Origin of the sequence: Tsukamurella hominis, assembly GCF_965137015.1 — a bacterium.
In the GTDB taxonomy this organism is placed as follows: Bacteria; Actinomycetota; Actinomycetes; order Mycobacteriales; family Mycobacteriaceae; genus Tsukamurella; species Tsukamurella hominis.
On sequence record NZ_CBCRZG010000001.1, the window covers coordinates 468,517 to 487,616 of the forward strand.

The window sequence follows — 19,100 nt, forward strand, 5'->3', positions numbered from 1 at the left end:
CCCGTGAGGGAGTGCCGGGCGTTCGTTGTTCGACGGTGCCTCCTACGGCACGTACCGGACCGCGCCCTTGTCGGCCGAGGTGGCGAGAGCGGCGTAGGCGCGCAGCGCCGTGGTCACGGTGCGCTGCCGGTCCTTGGGCTGCCACGGGCGCTCCGAGGCGTCCATCTTCGCGCGGCGGCGCTCCAGCTCCTCGTCGTCGACGAGGAGTTCGAGGGCACGCGTGTGCACGTCGATGCGGATCCGGTCGCCGTCCTCGACCAGGCCGATGACGCCGCCGGCGGCCGCCTCGGGGGAGATGTGACCGATGGACAGGCCCGACGTGCCGCCCGAGAAGCGGCCGTCCGTGATCAGCGCGCAGACCTTGCCCAGGCCCCGCCCCTTGAGGAAGGAGGTGGGGTGCAGCATCTCCTGCATACCGGGGCCGCCCTTGGGACCCTCGTAGCGGACGACGACCACGTCGCCGGCCTTGATCTCCTTGCCCAGGATCTTCGAGACGGCCTCCTCCTGGGACTCGACCACCACGGCCGGTCCCTCGAAGGTGAACAGGTCCTCGTCGATGCCGGCGGTCTTGAGGATCGCGCCGTCGACGGCGATGTTGCCGCGCAGCACGCAGAGTCCGCCCTCGACGGTGTACGCGTGCTCGACGTCGCGGATGCAGCCGCCCGCCTGATCGGTGTCCAGGCTCTCCCACTCGTTCTTGGTGGAGAAGGGCTGCGTGGTGCGGACGCCGCCGGGCGCCGCGTGGAACAGCTGGAGCGCCTCGTCGGTGGCCTTGCCGGAGCGGATGTCCCAGTCGTCGAGCCACTTGTCGAAGGACGGCTCGTGCACGGTGTGCACATCGGTCTCGAGCAGGCCGGCGCGGCGCAGCTCGCCCAGGATGGCGGGGATACCGCCGGCGCGGTGCACGTCCTCCATGTGGTAATCGCTGTTCGGCGACACCTTGGACAGGCAGGGCACCTTGCGGCTGATCGCGTCGATGGTCGACAGATCGAAGTCGACCTCGCCCTCCTGGGCGGCGGCCAGGGTGTGCAGCACGGTGTTGGTGGAGCCGCCCATGGCGACGTCCAGCGCCATCGCGTTGCGGAACGCGGCGGGGGTCGCGACGTTGCGGGGGAGCACCGACTCGTCACCGTCGCGGTAGTACCGCTTGGCGGCCTCGACCACGACGGAGCCGGCGCGCTCGAACAGTGCGCGGCGCGCGGCGTGGGTGGCCAGGGTCGAGCCGTTGCCCGGCAGCGCGAGGCCCAGGGCCTCGGTGAGGCAGTTCATCGAGTTGGCGGTGAACATGCCGGAACAGGAGCCGCAGGTGGGGCACGCGGAGCGCTCGACCTCGCTGAGGCCGGCCTCGTCGATGGCGTCGTTCGCGGACGCCGAGATCGCGGTGATGAGGTCGGTCGGGGCCTTGGCGATGCCGTCGACGATGACCGCCTTGCCGGCCTCCATCGGACCGCCGGAGACGAACACGGTGGGGATGTTCAGGCGCATCGCCGCGTTGAGCATGCCGGGCGTGATCTTGTCGCAGTTGGAGATGCACACCAGCGCGTCGGCGGTGTGGGCGTTCGCCATGTACTCGACGGAGTCGGCGATGATCTCGCGGCTGGGCAGGCTGTAGAGCATGCCGCCGTGGCCCATGGCGATGCCGTCGTCCACCGCGATGGTGTGGAACTCGCGAGCCACGCCGCCCGCGGCGCGCACGGACTCGGCCACGATCTCGCCCATGTCCTTGAGGTGCACGTGGCCCGGCACGAACTGCGTGTAGGAGTTCGCGATGGCCACGATCGGCTTGCCGAAATCGCTGTCGGTGAGGCCGGTGGCGCGCCAGAGCGAGCGGGCGCCTGCGGCGTTGCGGCCGACGGTGGTGGTGCGTGAGCGGAGCGGTGGCATGTGCTTCTCGCCTCGGATTCGTATCGTGCGGGCTGGTGGAGGAGACGCGCTCCCCGTGAACAGGAGAAGGCCTGTTCGGCGGGATTTATTCCGCTGTGACGTCGGGGATCCGGCCGCCGGAGGCGACCGCGACGCGGGGGAGCTGGCTGATGGTGACGGCGGGTAGTCGCACCTCGGAACCGTCGGTGCGGACTGCGTACACCGCACCGTTGCGTCCGATTCTAATGCCTGCCAGATCGTCCCAGCCGATCGTGGTGGCGCTGAAGACCCGCACGGACCGCACACCGTCGGGTCCGATGACGGTGCGCACGCGCAGGACCCACAGGGCGAGCAGGATCGGGACGATCAGCAGCAGCCAGCCGAGGATCGCGGCGCCGGTGCCGGCGGCGCTGCCGTCGATGGATCGGCCCACGGTCCACGGGCCGACGATGGGGGCGAGGCACACCGCGAACAGGGCGACGCCGAGGAGCGCGATGCGGGGGTGCTTGAAGACGACGCGGTCGCCGGAGCTGATCGGCACGGCGGTGTCCGACGTGTGGTCGGTGGTCACGGTGCGGGTCGTGCCCGTCGTGCTCGGCTGCTTCGCAGGGCTCTCGCTCATAACACGCATTGTCGCACGCGGCAGCAGAATCCCATTCTGTGAGACGGCGGTGCTCACTGGTTTGACGCGAATGCACACCGGGGCCTAGTTTCACTGGTGTGAAACACAGCAACCAGCTTCTCGTAATCGGTCGGCGCGTCAACGCCTGAACCGGTTATCACCGTTTCGCACCAGCATCGACGCGCTACCCTCGCTCAGCTACCGCTGACGGGGGTTTTTTGTTGCCCGGATAGTCTTCGGACGACGTACGCACGCCGATATGTCCATTGAGTAGAGCACCGCTAGAGCACGAGAAGGTCACGTCGTGAGCGCACCTACAGCCCGGCCCCACCCGGGGCAGAAGCCCGGGGCCCGCAAGCCCGGCGCCGGCATCCCCGGCCCGCATTCCGCCGCATCGAAGCAGCACGTCGCCGACGTCGCGCACAGCACCCTCGAGGGCGCCCGCGTCGTGGCCCCCGAGCGGGTCACCGGCGCGCAGTCGGTGGTCCGCTCGCTCGAGGAGATCGGTGTGGACACGGTCTTCGGCATTCCCGGCGGTTGCATCCTTCCGGTCTACGACCCGCTCCTCGACTCCAAGAAGGTGCGCCACGTCCTGGTGCGGCACGAGCAGGGTGCCGGCCACGCCGCCACCGGCTACGCCCAGGCCACCGGCAAGGTCGGCGTGTGCATGGCGACCTCCGGTCCCGGCGCGACCAACCTGGTCACGCCCCTGGCCGACGCGCAGATGGACTCGGTCCCGATCGTGGCCATCACCGGCCAGGTCGGCCGCCCGCTGATCGGCACCGACGCGTTCCAGGAGGCCGACATCTCGGGCATCACGATGCCCGTGACCAAGCACAACTTCCTCGTCTACGACGCGGCCGACATCCCGCGTGTCATCGCCGAGGCCTTCTACCTGGCCCAGAGCGGTCGCCCGGGCGCCGTGCTCGTCGACATCCCCAAGGACGTGCTGCAGGAGGACACCGTCTTCTCGTGGCCGCCGCAGATCGACCTGCCCGGCTACCGCCCCGTCACCAAGCCGCACGGCAAGCAGATCCGCGAGGCCGCGCGCCTGATCGCCGCGGCGAAGTCGCCCGTGCTGTACGTCGGCGGCGGCGTGCTCAAGGCCGAGGCCTCGGAGGAACTGCTCAAGCTGGCCGAGCTGACCGGCATCCCCGTCGTCACGACCCTGATGGCGCGCGGGGTCTTCCCCGACAGCCACCAGCAGCACATGGGCATGCCCGGCATGCACGGCACCGTCGGCGCCGTGGCCGCGCTGCAGCGCTCCGACCTGCTCGTGACGCTGGGCGCGCGGTTCGACGACCGCGTGACCGGCAAGCTGGACTCCTTCGCGCCCGACGCGAAGGTCATCCACGCCGACATCGATCCGGCGGAGATCGGCAAGAACCGGTTCGCGGACGTCCCGATCGTGGGCGACTGCAAGGAGGTCATCGCCGAGCTCATCGCCGCGATCTCCGAGGACCGCGCCACCATCGCCGCCCCGGACCTCACCGCCTGGTGGGAGTACCTGGACGGCATCCGCGCGACCTACCCGCTGGCCTACAACACCCCGTCCGACGGCGCGCTGAGCCCGGAGTACGTGATCGAGCGCCTCGGCATCGCCGCGGGCCCGGACGCGATCTACTGCGCGGGCGTCGGCCAGCACCAGATGTGGGCCGCGCAGTTCGTCAAGTACGAGAAGCCGCGCACCTGGCTGAACTCGGGCGGTCTCGGCACGATGGGCTACGCGGTTCCCGCGGCCCTCGGCGCCAAGATGGGCGCGCCCGAGAAGGAGGTCTGGGCGATCGACGGTGACGGCTGCTTCCAGATGACCAATCAGGAGCTCGCCACCGCCGCCATCGAGGGCGCGCCGATCAAGGTCGCCGTCATCAACAACGGCAACCTCGGCATGGTGCGCCAGTGGCAGACCCTCTTCTACGAGCAGCGCTACTCCAGCACCGACCTGTCCACGCACTCGATGCGGATCCCGGACTTCGTCAAGCTCGGCGAGGCGATGGGCTGCGTGTCCTTCCGATGCGAGCGTGCGGAGGACGTCGACGCGATCATCGCGCAGGCGCGGGAGATCAACGACCGCCCGGTGGTCATCGACTTCATCGTGGGCGCCGACGCCCAGGTGTGGCCGATGGTCGCCGCCGGCACCAGTAACGACGAGATCATGGCGGCGCGGGACATCCGTCCGCTGTTCGACGAGGACGAGGCGGCCGACGAGCCGGCCGTCATCCACGCCGCGATGGAGCGTTCGGAGGAGCAGAAGTGAGCACCACGCATACGCTGAGCGTCCTGGTCGAGGACCGTCCGGGCGTGCTCGCCCGCGTCTCGTCGCTGTTCTCCCGCCGCGGCTTCAACATCGAGTCGCTCGCGGTGGGCGGCACCGAGCTCAAGGGCGTCAGTCGCATGACGATCGTGGTCACGGTCGACGAGCTGCCCCTCGAGCAGGTCACCAAGCAGCTGAACAAGCTGGTCTCCGTGCTCAAGATCGTCGAACAGGATTCGACGACCTCCGTGGCACGCGAGCTCATGCTCATCAAGGTGCGCGCGGATGCCACCTCGCGGGGCCAGGTCACCGACACCGTCGACCTGTTCCGTGCCAAGATCGTGGACGTCTCGCCCGACTCGGTGACCATCGAGGCCACCGGCACGCCGGACAAGCTCGACGCGCTGCTGGCCGTCCTGGATCCCTTCGGGATCCGCGAGATCGCGCAGTCCGGCGTCATCGCGCTGGGACGCGGTCCGAAGTCGATCACCGCGACCCGCTAACTTCACTACTGCAGAAAACCAAGAAGGGACACCGAACCACAGTGGCAATCGAACTGTTCTACGACGAGGACGCCGACCTCTCCATCATCCAGGGCAAGAAGGTCGCCGTCATCGGCTACGGCTCGCAGGGGCACGCGCACTCGCTGAGCCTGCGCGACTCCGGCGTCGACGTGCGGATCGGCCTCAAGGAGGGCTCGAAGTCGCGCGCCAAGGCCGAGGAGCAGGGCCTGACGGTCGGCACGCCCGCCGAGGTCGCCGCGTGGGCCGACGTGATCATGCTGCTCGCGCCCGACACCGCGCAGGCCGAGATCTTCAAGGCCGACATCGAGCCGAACCTCAAGGACGGCGACGCGCTGTTCTTCGGCCACGGCCTGAACATCCACTTCAAGCTGATCGAGGCCCCGGCCAACGTCACCGTCGCGATGGTCGCCCCGAAGGGCCCCGGCCACCTGGTGCGTCGTCAGTTCGTCGACGGCAAGGGCGTCCCCGCCCTCATCGCCGTGGACCAGGACCCGGCCGGCAACGGCCAGGCGCTCGCCCTGAGCTACGCCGCCGCGATCGGTGGCGCCCGCGCCGGCGTCATCAAGACCACGTTCAAGGAGGAGACCGAGACGGATCTCTTCGGTGAGCAGGCCGTGCTCTGCGGCGGCACCGAGGAGCTCGTCAAGGTGGGCTTCGAGGTGCTGGTCGAGGCGGGCTACGCCCCCGAGATGGCCTACTTCGAGTGCCTGCACGAGCTCAAGCTCATCGTGGACCTCATGTACGAGGGCGGCATCGCCCGCATGAACTACTCGGTGTCCGACACCGCGGAGTTCGGCGGCTACCTGTCGGGCCCGCGCGTCATCGACGCCGACACCAAGAAGCGCATGCAGGACATCCTCACGGACATCCAGGACGGCACCTTCGTCAAGCGCCTCGTCGCCAACGTCGAGGGCGGCAACAAGGAGCTCGAGGCCCTCCGCAAGGAGAACGCCGAGCACCCGATCGAGGTCACCGGCAAGAAGCTGCGCGACCTGATGAGCTGGGTCGATCGCCCGATCACCGAGACCGCCTAAGTCTCACCGCACGCCAGGAGCCCCGTCGAACCGTCCAGGTCGACGGGGCTCTTGTGTGTCCGGGTGACTCGCGCTAGGGTACTGAACATGTTCAATGAACACGTTCAGTCGAGGGCGGAGGCGAAGGCCGACACCCGGGCGCGGGTACTCGCCGCCGCCGATCGTTCGTTCCGTGCGCACGGCTTCGCGGGCACGACGGTGCGCGGCATCGCCGCCGATGCCGGCGTCAGCGTCGGGACCGTGATGGGGGTGGGCGACAAGGACGCGCTGCTCATCGCCATCGTCGACGACTGGATCGCGGCCGTGCACGCCGACCGTGAGCCGGCGGCGGAGCTGCCGTCGCTGACGCCGGGGGAGGCGACGGCGCGCCTCGTCGAGGTCGTCCGGCCGTTCGTCACCTACTTCAACGCCGACGGTGACCTCTCCCGCGAGTACGCCGCCGTCCTCGCGCGGGGCAGGCACCGCTCCCGCACCTTCGGCGACCTCGGCGACGAGCTGCAGGCCGACTTCGAGCAGGTCTTCGCTGCAGCGGGGTGTGCCGACCCCGGCGCCGCGGCCCGCTCCCTCTACTTCGTCTACATCGGCCTGCTGTTCGCCACCTCGGGCGGCGCGATCACGCGGGAGGTCGCGGCGGAGCGCCTCGTCGAGGCGATCGGACAGATCCTGGGAGAAGGAGCACCGCAATGACCAACGGTTTCATCGACACGCCGCACTGGCCGTGGCTCACCGTCGCGCTCGCCGTCGTGCTGCTCGGCGACGCGCTGATGTCCCTGCGTCCGCCGGCCTTCATCCGCGACTGCCTCGACGGTGTCCGGTTCCCGCGGGACTGGTGGTGGACCCTCGTCGTGATCAAGCTGGTCGCGGTCGGAGGGCTGATCGCCGGCCTGTACTACCCGGGCGTGGGGGTCGCCGCCAACGCCGGCGTCGTCGCCTACTTCGTGTGCGCGGCGGTCGCACACATCCGCGCGGGATTCCTGGGGTCGACGTTCTGGGTGAACTGCCTCGGCATGCTCGGCTTCTCGGCCGTCGTGCTGATCGTGTCCTACGTCTAGTTCGTCGCCGAAGAAACCAGCACTGCTGATTGATAGTGATAGGGTGATCCCGAACGGCTATCACGAAGACGATGGCTGCGGACGGAAGCGAGACGTGGATGCGACTGGCCCTCACGCACATGGGACGCACGCAGGGGAACCCGTTCCCCGGCCAGGCCGAGTACGAGCAGACGCTGACGGACCTCTCCGAGGCGTCGGTGCGCCGGAACTTCGACCCGTACCTCGACATCGACTGGGACGACCCGGAGCTGGCGATCGTCGCCGACGATCCGCGCTGGGTGTGCGACTCCCGCTTCGATCCGATCGGCCGCCACCCCTGGTATCAGGCGCAGCCGCTGGCGAAGCAGATCGAGATCGGTATGTGGCGTCAGGCCAACGTCGCGAAGGTGGGCCTGCAGTTCGAGTCCATGCTGATCCGCGGCATCATGCAGTACACGGCGGCCCTGCCGAACAACTCGCCGGAGTTCCGCTACGCCACCCACGAGGCGAAGGAGGAGTGCCAGCACACGCTGATGTTCCAGGAGTTCGTCAACCGCGTGGGCATGGATGTGCCCGGCGGAAGCTGGTTCCTGCGCCGCATCTCGCCGATCGTGCCGCTCTTCGCGACCATGACGCCGCTGTACTTCTACATGATGGTGCTCGGCGGCGAGGAGCCGATCGACCACCTGCAGAAGCAGTTCCTCCGCTCGGGTTCCGAGCAGCATCCGGCGATGAGCTCGATCATGCAGATCCACGTGGCCGAGGAGGCCCGCCACATCGGCTTCGCGCACCAGCTGCTCGAGCACCGCATCCCCACCCGCGGCGCCTTCCCGCGGCTCGTGCTCTCCCTCATGCTGCCGATCACGATGCGCGTGATGGTCACGATGATCATGATGCCGCCCAAGGAGTTCTGGGAGACCTTCGACGTGCCGCGGTCCGTGAAGAAGGACATCTTCTGGCGCTCGGACGAGTCGCAGCAGATGAAGCGCGACGTCTTCGGCGACGTGCGGATGATGGCCGAGAAGTGCGGCCTCATGAACCCGCTGAGCAAGCTCATGTGGCGGATCTGCGGCATCGACGGCCGCATCTCCCGCTTCCGCAGCGAACCGGCCTACGCCGCGCAGTAGGCCGGTTCGCCGGGGGAGCGCTACACCGGGCGGTAGAACAGGATCTCGGGCCGCGCGATGGTCCGGCTCATGTCGAGCGTGCCGTCCGTGAGCGCCGCGCCGAGCGCGGCCGCCGAGGCCGCGGGATCGTCGGTCTCGATGCGGTACTCGGCCAGGTAGGCGACGGGAAGCTTGTCCGCCGGCGCGAGCTGCGCGTCGGCGAGGCGGTAGCGCCGCGCGGACAGGACGCCCGGTACGCGCTCGAGGATCTGGGGCACGTGCACCTGGTCGTACCAGGCGTTGTACTCGTCCTCCACCTCGGGCGAGGCGGCGGCGGACCGCACCAGCAGCAGGATCTCGGTCATGTGATCTCCGTTCCGGGGCGACGGTGCCCCGATCGTTGGGACTTCGGGCGCTCAGCGGCCGAGCCGGTCCAGCGCTCGCGTCGCGGCGTGGAATCCGCACATGCCGTGCGCGGCGGGTCCGGGCGGCGTTGCGGCGGAGCAGATGTACATCCCGGGCACGCCGAGGTCGTAGGGCTGCAGGGTGATCCGCGGCCCGAACACCAGCTGGAGTGGGTCCTTCGATCCCGTGTTGATGTCGCCGCCGACGAAGTTGGCGTTGTACCGCGACATCTCCGTCGTCGAGCACACGGCGGTGCCGACGATGCGCTCCCGGAAGCCGGGGGCGAAGCGCTCGATCTGCGCGATGATCGCCTCGGTGGCGTCGCCGGCGTAGCCGCTCGGCACGTGGGCGTAGGACCAGACGGGGTGGACGTCGCCGACGCTCCGCGACGGGTCGGCGAGGTACTGCTGGCCCACCAGGACGAAGGGCCGCTCGGGCATTCGCCCGGCTGCGATCGCCTTCTCCGTCGCAGCGATCTCCGCGAACTCGCCGCCCAGGTGCACGGTGCTGGAGCGGCGCGCGTCCGGGTTGGTCCACGGCACGCCGCCCTCCACGGCGAAGTCCACCTTGAAGGCGCCGGGCCCGTACCGGAAGCGCCCGAAGGCGCGGCGCACCCGGGCCGGGAGGCGGTCGCCGAGGACTGCCGCCACCTGGCGCGGATCGAGGTCGAACAGCGTCACGTCGGCGGCGGGGAGGTTCGCCGCGGTCACCCGCACCCCGGTCTCCACGCGCCCGCCCAGGTCCTCGAACTCGGCGAGCAGGGCGGCGGCGATCGCTCCGGAGCCGCCCTCGGCCACCTGCCACCCGAAGGCGTGGCCGGCCGTGAGCATGCCCTTCCCGATCGCCGAGCTCATCGGCTCGTGCAGGGGCCGGAAGGCGTGCGCGGCCACGCCGCCCCACAGCCCCCGCGCCTGCGGGGTGCGGAAGGCGCGGGCGAGCGCGGCGGCGGGCAGGGGAGTGGGCGCACCGAATCCGGCCAGCGCCACCGGGTGTCGCGGCACGCGCAGCAGCGGACCCAGCATCGACGGTCCGATCTTGTCGAAGTTCTTGACCGGCCGGCCGAACAGGGCCCGCCAGGCCGCACCGTCGGGCCCCAAACCCTCGGCAGTGTCCCCGACGGTGCGCCGCAGCACCCCCGCCGTCCCGTCGTCGAGCGGGTGCACGCATTCGAGCTCGGCGGAGCGCCAGCGCAACCCGTGCCGAGCGAGGTCGACCGTGGCGAGGAACGGCGACCCGACGGCCATGGGATGGATCGCCGCGCAGTGGTCGTGGATCAGGCCGGGCACGATCGCCTCGAACGAGCGCAGGCCGCCGCCGACGGTGTCGCCGGCCTCCATCAGGGTCGTCTCGACGCCCGCGCGGGCCAGGGTGATCGCGGCGGCGAGCCCGTTGGGCCCACCGCCGACGACGGTGCCGGTGGTCATGCCCGCGAGCCTAGCCCGGTGCCGAGCGGGAAGCGGTCGTGGTCCGCTGACCAGGTGATCTCGCAGGCGACGGGACCGTCCGGCAGCCAGGGCTGCGTCGTCACGCACTCCGTCACGCTCCACCGGCCGCGCGCCACCACGCCCAGCGCGGCGTCGATGATCTTGAAGTCCTGACTGAAGCGGGTGATCGGCTGCGACTCGGCCCAGACCACGATCAGCTCGCCGGGTTCGAAGCCCGCCTGCTCCTGCACCGCCGCGATCAGCGTCTCGTCGTGGAGATGGCCGTCGCCGAAGTTGAAGCCGATCAGGGTGTTGCACACCAGCTCGCCCTCGCGGAGGGTGCGTTGCTCGACGTCGGGCACGTGGCTCAGGAGCGTCGAGAACAGGCCGCGGCCGTTGCTGTGCATCGCCCGCCAGCCGAGGCCCATGTTCATGAGCGTCTCGGCCCACTCCCGCGGAACCCCGGTCGCGACGAACTGGTCGACGGTGTTGGTCGTCTGCCGCTGGACGCGGTTCAGCTTCTCCTCGGCGCCGGGCGCGAACGCCCACATGCCGGTCGCCCAGTTGCCGGCGTACTGCCGGAGCGAGGGCAGGAAGGAGACCTTGTCGGGCCGGATGTTGCCCAGCACGGGGAAGAAGAGGAGGGCGGCGAGGACGACCAGGATCAGCCACGACGGGGACATGTCGAGCACCGAATAGCCGTCCTGCGCGGGGAACCCGACGAACAGGAACAACGCGGTGTACGCGAAGAGCAGGTTCCACTCCAGCGGGACCGCCAGCGGGAAGGTGGAGATGATGAAGAGGTGGTAGCACACCATGAACACGGCGCAGACCACGGTCACGGTCCGGTTCATGGAGAACAACAGGATGAGCGGCGCGACGATCTCCACGAAGGTGCCGAGCCCCTCGGCCATGAACCGGGCGAGCCGCGACGGCAGCAGGTCGTGCGGGGCGTTGCGGTAGTGGGCGCGCCGGAGGCCCTTGAAGGGCATGCACGGCGAGTTGGACACCATCACCGGGATGACGTTGATGAAGTGCTTGCCGATCTTCGACATCCCAGCGCCGACCCAGACCACCACGATGAGCAGCTTGAGCCCGACGATCATCGTGGCGAAGGACAGGAGCGGCAGCAACCCGAACATGATCAGCGCGGGCATGTACTGCTCGCCGCGCGCGGCCAGGAAGATCGTCTTGTCCCGCAGGCCGATCAGGATCAGCAGGGCGACGGGAGCGATCATCAGCCAGGGCGCCACCAGCTCGTACGGCGACGAGTCGGTCACGATCACGCCGGGGAGCGCGACGCCCAGCACCAGCGAGGCGAGCAACAGCCCGTACAGGCCGACGTCGAGCGTGGTCCGCCGGGTCCCGGCGGTGCCCGGGACCCAGGTGTAGGGGCGCAGCCGGATCGTTCCCGTGCGGGCCCAGAACCGGATTCCACCGGTCATCGGCTTGATCTTGAAGGTCAGCGGGCCCCACGCCCCGGCGACGCCGACGGCCTCGAGCAGGGTGGTCCACAGCACCAGCTTCTGGTACACGATGGGCTGGTTCCACCAGGTCGACACCTCCCAGAAGTGCAGGCCCGAGGTGGCGGTGGCGAAGAGCACGCCGCCGAAGGCGTACAGCACCAGCAGCTTCACGACGTAGATGACGAAGGCGACCTTCTGCGTGCCGAAGCCGTGGTCCACCCAGCGCTGGGTGGCGAAGCGGAGGCGGTCCTGGAGCGGGCGGGTGATGAACTCCGCCGGATCGACCTCGGGGAGGTCGGGTTTCATGAATCCCATGACAGATGTCCTTCCGGGGAGGGGTCAGGCGGTCGGGGCGGCGGCGTCGAGGCGACGCAGGGAGGGCTTGTCGATCTTGCCGACGGGGTTCTTCGGCAGCGCGTCGAGCACGGTGATCGCGACGGGCTGCTTGTACTTCGCGAGCTGCGCGCGGGCGTGCTCCGCGATGGCGTCGACGTCGAGCCGCACGCCGGGTGCGGCGGAGACGTAGAGCACGGGCAGTTCGCCGTACTTGGCGTCCGGCCGGCCGATCACCGCGGCCTCGGCGACGCCGGTCACGCCGTACACGGCGGTCTCGATCTCCTTGGGGTAGATGTTCTCCCCGCCGCGGATGATCATGTCCTTCGCGCGGTCCACGAGGCGGAGGTAGCCGTCCTCGTCGAGGACGCCGACGTCGCCGGTGTGCAGCCAGCCGTCGACGATCGTTTTCGCGGTCTCCTCGGGACGGCCGAGGTAGCCTCGCATGATGTTCGGGCCCGCGAGCAGCACCTCGCCCGGCTCGCCGACGGGGACGTCGGCACCGTCGGGCCCGGCGATCCGGATCCGCTGGCCGGGCAGCGCCACCCCCACGCTGCCCACCTTGCGCACCCCGTTGAGCGGGTTGCACGTCGCGGCGCAGGTGCACTCGGACAGGCCGTAGCCCTCGATCAGGGGGAAGCCGAAGCGGGCCTCGAAGCCCTCCAACAGTTCCCGGCTCGCGGGCGCGGCCCCGCACACGCCGAAGCGGACCTTCGACAGGTCCGGCCGCACCTCGGGCGGCAGTCCCGCCAGCATCGTGTAGATCGTGGGCACCGCGGAGAAGTACGTCGCCCCGGTCTCGGAGAGCACGTCGAAGAAGGTGCGCGGGTCGAACCGGCCCGCGATGGTCACGCGGCCGCCGCCGCGCAGGGGGTTGAGGGTCGAGACCACGATGGCGTTGACGTGGAACAGCGGCAGGATCAGCAGGCTGTGGTCATCGGCGTCGAAGTCGAATGCCGCGGAGGACATCTCGCTCATCGCGACCAGGTTCGCGTGGTCGAGCATCACGCCCTTCGGGCGCCCCGTGGTGCCGGAGGTGTAGATCAGCAGCGCGAGGTCCGACGGTGCCGCGACCGGCTCCGCGGTGTCGGGCGCGTGTCCGAGCAGCGCGTCCGCGGCGATCACCGCGACTCCCGCCGGCGCGCCGGCATCGGTGACCAGGACCGCCGCGCCCGCGTCCTGCACCTGATACTCGACCTCGGGCTGCGCGAGGTACGGGTTGATCGGGGTCGCGGCCGCGCCCAGGTGCCAGGACGCGAACAGGGTGACCACGAGCAGCGCCGTGTTGGGCAGCTTCACCGCGACCACGTCCCCGGGGCCGACGCCGGCCGCGCGCAGGGCGGCGGCGGCGCTGCGCACGGCACCCTCGAAGGCGGCGTTGTCGAGGTCGACGGCGTCGTCGGCGACCGCGGGCGCGTGCGGGGCCGCGGCGACGCGCACCGCGGGCAGGTGGGCGAAGGTGGTGAAGTCGTAGGTCACGGTGGCTCCTAGTCCGGTGGGTGCATCCACGGTAGGGCTGGAGTGATCGCCGTCACATCGTCCAGCGGCGACGAGATATGACGCAGAATTCGTCTTCGGAGGACGAATTCACGCGGAATCATTCCGTGATGCGCGCTAAGATTTGGCGATGGACCCCGACGCTCCGCGCAGGCTGATCGCCCGGGTGCTGGGCGCGGCGTCGCGTCGCGCGGTGTCCGACGCCATGACGGAGCGGATCGCGGCCGACCTTCCCGACCTGCGCGCCGACGACGCGATCTTCGGCTCCCTGGCCGCGAGCGTCGAGGCCAACGTCGAGAACGTCACCCACGCCGTCGTCCTCGACGTGCCCGTGCAGCGGATCGAGGTCCCGCTCGCCGCCCTCGAGTACCCGCGCCGGGTGGCGCAGCGCGGCATGGCCGCGACCTCCCTCGTGCGCGCCTACTACCTGGGGCAGCAGACGATGATCGCGCTCATCGGCGAGGCGCTGGACGCGGACCCCGAGGCGGGGCAGGAGCTGCGCGAGGCGGCCATGCGCTGGCTCGTCGGCTGGTCCTTCGACTACAACGACGTCGTCACCCGGCGCGTGCTCGACGAGTACGAGGCCGAGCGGGCGGCGTGGGTGGACGCGCGCAGTGGTGCGCGGACCGTGCGCGTCCTCGAGGTGCTGGACGGCGAGGTGCCGAGCGTGGCCGCGGCGTCCGCGAGCATCCGGTACCCCCTGCGTGCCACCCACATCGGGATGGTCGTCTGGTACTCGGAGGGCGTCGACGAGGTCGAGCGGATCGAGCGCTTCCTCCGCGAGCTCGGGGCCGCGGCGGGCGCCGCCGCGCCGCCGCTCACGGTCGCGGTCGACCGGCTCACCGCCTGGGCTTGGCTGCCGGTCGCCGACGGCGACGCGGCGATCGCCGCCGCCCGGGCGTACGCCGCCACCGATCCGGACGCGCCGCGCGTCGTGTTCGGGCCGCCGCGCGACGGACTCGAGGGCTTCCGCGCGACGAACCGGGCGGCGCGCGAGGTGCGGCGGGTCGCCGACGCGACGGACGCGCGGCTGCTCGTCGCGACGGATCCCGGGGTCGGCCTGGCGGCCCTTGTCGCACACGACGTCCCCGCGGCGCGGGCCTGGGCTGACGGCGTGCTCGGGGACCTGACCGGGGCGTCCGCCGCCGACGAACGCCTGCGCAGCACGCTCGAGATCTTCCTGCGCACCGGAGGAAGCTTCAAAGCCACCGCAGAGCAGCAGCTCCTCCACGCCAACTCGGTGAAGTACCGGGTGCGCCGGGCGGTGCAACGCAGGGGCCGAGAGATCGGCGACGACCGGCTCGACGTCGAGGTGGCGCTCGCAGTGCGCCGGATCTTCGGAGCGGCCTAGGCGCGCGCCTGCAGTCGGCGGTGCGGCACCGGGAGCCCCAGGTTGTCGCGCAGCGTGCTCGCCTCGGTGTAGTCGGCCCGCAGGACCCCGCGGTCCTGCAGCAGCGGCACGACGCGATCGACGAACTCGTCGAGCCCGGTCGGCACCAGGTGCGAGCCGAGGATGAAGCCGTCGGATCCGTCCTGCTGGACGAAATCGTCGATCTGCGCGGCGACCTGCTCCGGCGTTCCGATCAGCGGCCCGCGCTCGAACTGGTCGATCACCACCTCGCGCAGCGACAGCTTCTTCGCTTCGCCGACCTCGCGGAGGCGCTGCGCCGTCGCGAACCGGTCCTGGTGGACGAAGGCGCGGCCCTGGATGATCGGCGGCGCCTCGGGATCGGGATCGATGGCGGGCACCGGCCCGTCGGGATCGACGTCCGACAGGTCGCGATTCCAGATCTGTTCCAGGAGGATCAGTGCGGTCTGCCCGGTCACCTGGCCGTGCACCACGTCGCGGTGCTTCTCGGCGGCCTCCGCCGGGGTGTCGCCGAGGACGAAGCTCGCGGAGGGCAGGATCTTGATGTCGTCGGCGTCGCGGCCCGCGGCCACCGCGCGGGACTTGATGTCGCGGTAGAAGTCCGCGGCCTCGGGGAGCTTGCCGTAGGGGGAGAAGATCGCGTCGGCGTTCGCGGCCGCGAACTGCCGGCCCTGCGGCGAGACACCGGCCTGCAGGACCACCGGGCGGCCCTGCGGGCTGCGCGGCACGGTGAACGTGCCCTCGATGTCGAACTGTTCGCCGCGGATGTCGAAGTCGCCGCTGTTCGGGTCGGTGACGAACCGACCGCTCGCCTTGTCCGCCAGGGGCTCGTCGCCCGCCCAGCTGTCCCACAGCGTACGGACGGCGTTGAGGGTCTCCTCGGCGCGCACGTATCGGTCGGCCGGGTCCAGGAAGCCGCCGCGTCGGAAGTTCTGGCCGGTGAAGGCGTCGAACGAGGTGACCACGTTCCACGCGGCGCGGCCGCCGGAGAGCTGGTCGAGGCTCGCGAACCGGCGTGCCAGCTCGTAGGGCTCGTTGAACGTCGCGTTGATGGTGCCGGCGAGGCCCAGGTGCCGCGTGACGGCGGCCAGCGATGCGAGCACCGTGAAGGTGTCGGGGCGTCCGATGATGTCCTGGTCGAAGACCTGCCCGGCGCGCTCGCGCAGGATCAGGCCCTCGGCGAGGAAGAAGAAGTCGAACCGGCCCCGCTCGGCGGTGCGCGCCGTGTGTTCGAAGCTGCTGAAGTCGATCTGGCTTCCCGCGTCCGGGTGCCACCACGCCGTGTGGTGGTTCACCCCGCCCAGGTAGGCGCCCAGGATGACCTGCTTCTTGTTCTCGCTCATGGCGTCTCCTCAGACGGTCGCGTAGCGGTTGGGGACGGTCGACGGCAGGCCCAGCAGGGCGCGGAGCGGACCGTCGGGGTACTCCGCGCGGAATCGGCCGCGCGCCTGCAGCGCCGGGACCAGGCGGCGGGCGATCGCGGTGAGGTCGTCGGGCAGCGCGCCGGGGCGCAGGCGCACCCCGTCCACGCCGGCGCCCGACCAGTCGAGGAGCAGGTCGGCGAGGTCGTCCGCGGAGCCGGTGAAGATCGCGGCGTCGGAGGTGAAAGCGGATCCGGCGGCCGCGTCGAGCCGGGCCAGGCGCTCGGCGCCGGATTCGGTTCCGCTGTCGAGGAACACGACCACATCGCCGTACACCCGCAGCCGCTCCCCGTCGCGCCCCGTGCGCCGCACGGCGTCGTCGACCAGAGCGAGGACGGGGGCGGGCCCGTCCGCGAGCGTGGGGGTCACGAACAACAGGTCGGCGGCGCGGGCGGCGAACTCGTACGGAATCGGCGCGTGTCCCAGCGCCGCCACCACCGGCTGCCCCTGGGGCGGTCGCGGCGTGATCGACGGCCCGCGGACCGAGAAGAAGCGCCCGGAGAAGTCCGCGCGGTGCAGCTTGTCCCGGTCGATGAAGCGGCGCGTCGCGACGTCGCGGATCTCCGCGTCGTCCTCCCAGCTGTCCCAGAGGCGGCGGGCGACCTCGACGGCGTCGACGGCCTCCTCGAACAGGTCGACCAGCGCCGACGACGGCTGCGACCCGGCGAGTTCGGCGGGCGTCGGGTCCGTGATGGTCCGGCGCCCGAAGTGCGCCGCCTCCTCCGCGGTCGGCGAGATCCGGGGCTGCCAGCCCGCGCGGCCGCGCGAGGTGAAGTCGAGCGTCGCGATCGCGGTGGAGACGTGGAAGGGCTCGGTGTGCGTGGTCGTCACGGTCGGTATCAGGCCGATGTGGGAGGTCGACGGGGCGATCAGCGCGGCGATGAGGTGCGCGTCGATGCGGCTGCGGACCCGGCCGACGTCGTGCGACGGTACGCGTAGGGCGTCCTCGATCGAGACGAAGTCGAGCAGCCCGGTCTCGGCCTCGGTCGCGAGGTCGGTCCAGTACTCCGCCGACCCGAGTTCCCGCGGCCGCGCGGCGGGCTCGCGCCAGGCGGCCGGGTGCCATCCCGCGCCGTCCAGCGCGACGCCGAGATGCAGCTCCGGCGTCCCTCCCGTCGGCCGGTCCGCGGAGGAGGATGCGTTCTGCGCCATGTGGTTCCCGTCTCGTGGTCGTCGGATCTGGACACTCACGTTCGTCCCGCACCCGTTCGGCGTCAACGATTCGGATCATCCCGATCCGGGGGAAATGTCCACGGCCGCCACGGGTTTGCATTCGTCGTGGAGACGATGCGAATCCGCGGATCCGCGGCGCCGGGGCCACGGGGCGGCGACCAGTGGGAGGTGCTGGTGTGCTGCCTCGCGGGATTCGCGACGCTGCTCGACTCGGGCGCGGTGGCCATCGCGCTCCCGGCGCTGCGCGCGCAGCTCCACGCCACCGCCGGGCAGACGCAATGGGTGCTCGCCGCGTACTCGCTCGGTTTCGGACTGGCGCTGGTGCCGGCGGGCCGGCTCGGCGACGTGCTGGGCCGGCGCAGGCTGTTCCTCGGTGGGGTCGCGGTGTTCGCGTCGTCGGCGCTGGTCTCCGCCCTCGCGGACGGGGCCTGGCAGGTCGTGGCCGCCCGCCTGCTGCAGGGCGTCGCCGCGGGCGTCATCAGCTCGCAGGTACTGGGCATCATCGCCGATCGGTTCACCGGGGTGCTCCGGGCCCGCGCGCTCGCCGCCTACGGCGTGGCGATCGGGCTGGCGGGCGTGGCCGGGCCGGTGACCGGGGGCCTGGTGCTCGGCCTGGCGGGGGAGGAGACCGGCTGGCGGTGGGCGCTCGCGCTCACCGTCCCGTTCGGGGTGCTCGCGCTGGTGGGCGCCGCGGTGTTCCTGCGGCGCGACGGTGCGCCGCGCGGGGCGGCCCGGTTCGACGTCGTCGGACTCGCGCTGCTGGCCGCCGCGGTACTGCTGGTGCTGGTCCCCCTCGTCGCCCGGCTCGGGGCGGCGGGCACCGGTGCCTGCGTGATCGCGGCCGGAGCGATCGTCGTGCTCCTGCTGCGCTGGGAGCGCGGCTACGCGCGCGGCGGGGGAGTGCCGGTGCTCGTCCCCGAACTGCTGGCCTCGCGCGGCTTCACCCTCGGTGCCGGCGTGGCGACCTTCTACTTCGGTGCCGCGCTGTCCGTGAACACCGTCCTCACGATGTACCTCATCGAGCGGCAGCGGCTCAGCGCGCTGCAGGCGGCCCTGGTGCTCGTGGGCGGCGGCCTCGCCATGGCGGCGTCGTCCGGGATCGGGTGGCGGGTCGCGGCCCGCTTCGGCCGCGCGACCGTCGTCTGGGCGCTGGTCGGCGAGGCCCTGGTCGTCGTGGGTTACGTGAGCGCGGTCGACCTGCTCAGCGGCCCGGGCGTGCTGATCGCGGTCGCGGCCCTGTCCACCGCCTCGGGCGTGGCGTCGGGCCTCGTCGACGCCCCCAACCGCGCCCTGACCCTGGAGTACGCCCCGCCCGGGGCGAACGGCGTGGCGGCGGGGTTCCTCCAACTGGTGCAGCGGCTGTCGGCGACAGTGGCACTGACCGCCACGTCGGGCCTGTACCTCGCACGACCGCACGGGACCGGCGGACTGGTTCTCGCGCTGGGGCTGTGCCTCGCCCTGTTCGTGGCGGGTATCGGCTGCGCGGTGCTCGATGCCCGGCGCCGCGCGACCCGCCGGACATCCGCCGAGCACCAGGTCACTAAGCTGACGGTGCAACCGGCACCGTGAATGAGGAGC

Annotated in this window: 16 protein-coding genes; 8 read left to right on the forward strand and 8 right to left on the reverse strand. The window is 71.0% G+C overall.

The genetic code is table 11. The features are described from left to right. Positions 1 to 42: 42 nt before the first annotated feature. Positions 43 to 1,884 carry a dihydroxy-acid dehydratase gene (gene ilvD / locus ACM9LD_RS02290; RefSeq protein WP_415675175.1) on the reverse strand — a complete coding sequence of 614 codons (1,842 nt, stop codon included), beginning with the start codon at positions 1,882 to 1,884 and terminating at the stop codon, positions 43 to 45. An 85-nt stretch (positions 1,885 to 1,969) separates the two neighbouring features. Next, positions 1,970 to 2,485, reverse strand: a complete 516-nt coding sequence (locus ACM9LD_RS02295) for a PH domain-containing protein (RefSeq protein WP_415675176.1) — start codon at positions 2,483 to 2,485, stop codon at positions 1,970 to 1,972. 304 nt (positions 2,486 to 2,789) lie between these two features. On the opposite strand from ACM9LD_RS02295, the gene ACM9LD_RS02300 reads away from it, so the two are divergent. The 6 genes from ACM9LD_RS02300 (at position 2,790) to ACM9LD_RS02325 (ending at position 8,455) form a co-directional block, all read left to right on the forward strand. Further along, positions 2,790 to 4,742 carry an acetolactate synthase large subunit gene (locus ACM9LD_RS02300; protein ID WP_415675177.1) on the forward strand — a complete coding sequence of 651 codons (1,953 nt, stop codon included), beginning with the start codon at positions 2,790 to 2,792 and terminating at the stop codon, positions 4,740 to 4,742. Then, a complete protein-coding gene (ilvN, locus tag ACM9LD_RS02305) occupies positions 4,739 to 5,242 on the forward strand; it encodes an acetolactate synthase small subunit (protein WP_013127475.1) in 504 nt (167 codons plus the stop codon). Before ACM9LD_RS02300 ends, ilvN begins: the two co-directional genes overlap by 4 nt. Before the next feature lie 8 nt (positions 5,243 to 5,250). Continuing rightward, on the forward strand, positions 5,251 to 6,297 hold the full coding sequence (gene ilvC, locus ACM9LD_RS02310) for a ketol-acid reductoisomerase (RefSeq protein ID WP_415675236.1): 1,047 nt from the start codon (positions 5,251 to 5,253) through the stop codon (positions 6,295 to 6,297). Between the two features lie 87 nt (positions 6,298 to 6,384). After that, the gene (locus tag ACM9LD_RS02315) at positions 6,385 to 6,984 is read left to right on the forward strand and encodes a TetR/AcrR family transcriptional regulator (RefSeq protein ID WP_415675178.1); all 600 of its coding nucleotides are present in this window, start codon (positions 6,385 to 6,387) and stop codon (positions 6,982 to 6,984) included. Next, on the forward strand, positions 6,981 to 7,349 hold the full coding sequence (locus tag ACM9LD_RS02320; RefSeq protein WP_415675179.1) for a DoxX family protein: 369 nt from the start codon (positions 6,981 to 6,983) through the stop codon (positions 7,347 to 7,349). The genes ACM9LD_RS02315 and ACM9LD_RS02320 overlap by 4 nt, the downstream gene beginning before the upstream one ends. A gap of 98 nt (positions 7,350 to 7,447) precedes the next feature. After that, on the forward strand, positions 7,448 to 8,455 hold the full coding sequence (locus tag ACM9LD_RS02325) for an AurF N-oxygenase family protein (protein ID WP_415675237.1): 1,008 nt from the start codon (positions 7,448 to 7,450) through the stop codon (positions 8,453 to 8,455). 20 nt (positions 8,456 to 8,475) lie between these two features. Here the strand turns inward: ACM9LD_RS02325 and ACM9LD_RS02330 are convergent, their stop codons facing one another. From ACM9LD_RS02330 to ACM9LD_RS02345, 4 genes are read right to left on the reverse strand one after another with little or no spacing between them, the layout of a single operon-like run. Then, a complete protein-coding gene (locus ACM9LD_RS02330; protein WP_415675180.1) occupies positions 8,476 to 8,799 on the reverse strand; it encodes a hypothetical protein in 324 nt (107 codons plus the stop codon). A 51-nt stretch (positions 8,800 to 8,850) separates the two neighbouring features. Next, a complete protein-coding gene (locus ACM9LD_RS02335; protein WP_415675181.1) occupies positions 8,851 to 10,263 on the reverse strand; it encodes a phytoene desaturase family protein in 1,413 nt (470 codons plus the stop codon). Further along, complete coding sequence (locus ACM9LD_RS02340; protein ID WP_415675182.1) at positions 10,260 to 12,044, reverse strand: DUF3556 domain-containing protein; 1,785 nt, start codon at positions 12,042 to 12,044, stop codon at positions 10,260 to 10,262. The genes ACM9LD_RS02335 and ACM9LD_RS02340 overlap by 4 nt, the downstream gene beginning before the upstream one ends. A gap of 24 nt (positions 12,045 to 12,068) precedes the next feature. Continuing rightward, a complete protein-coding gene (locus tag ACM9LD_RS02345) occupies positions 12,069 to 13,541 on the reverse strand; it encodes a class I adenylate-forming enzyme family protein (RefSeq protein WP_415675183.1) in 1,473 nt (490 codons plus the stop codon). Between the two features lie 148 nt (positions 13,542 to 13,689). Here ACM9LD_RS02345 and ACM9LD_RS02350 point away from each other — a divergent pair, with 148 nt between their 5' ends. After that, the gene (locus tag ACM9LD_RS02350; RefSeq protein WP_415675184.1) at positions 13,690 to 14,910 is read left to right on the forward strand and encodes a helix-turn-helix domain-containing protein; all 1,221 of its coding nucleotides are present in this window, start codon (positions 13,690 to 13,692) and stop codon (positions 14,908 to 14,910) included. On the opposite strand, the gene ACM9LD_RS02355 is transcribed toward ACM9LD_RS02350, so the two are convergent. Together ACM9LD_RS02355 and ACM9LD_RS02360 are read right to left on the reverse strand one after the other, a co-directional pair. Further along, entirely contained in the window at positions 14,907 to 16,271 is a 1,365-nt protein-coding gene (locus tag ACM9LD_RS02355; protein WP_415675185.1) for an NtaA/DmoA family FMN-dependent monooxygenase, read from the reverse strand. The two genes, ACM9LD_RS02350 and ACM9LD_RS02355, sit on opposite strands and share 4 nt — an antisense overlap. Before the next feature lie 9 nt (positions 16,272 to 16,280). Next, positions 16,281 to 17,501: an LLM class flavin-dependent oxidoreductase gene (locus ACM9LD_RS02360; protein WP_415675186.1), complete on the reverse strand. Its 1,221-nt coding sequence runs from the start codon at positions 17,499 to 17,501 to the stop codon at positions 16,281 to 16,283. Positions 17,502 to 17,636: 135 nt separating this feature from the next. On the opposite strand from ACM9LD_RS02360, the gene ACM9LD_RS02365 reads away from it, so the two are divergent. Then, on the forward strand, positions 17,637 to 19,091 hold the full coding sequence (locus ACM9LD_RS02365) for an MFS transporter (RefSeq protein ID WP_415675238.1): 1,455 nt from the start codon (positions 17,637 to 17,639) through the stop codon (positions 19,089 to 19,091). Positions 19,092 to 19,100 lie beyond the last annotated feature (9 nt).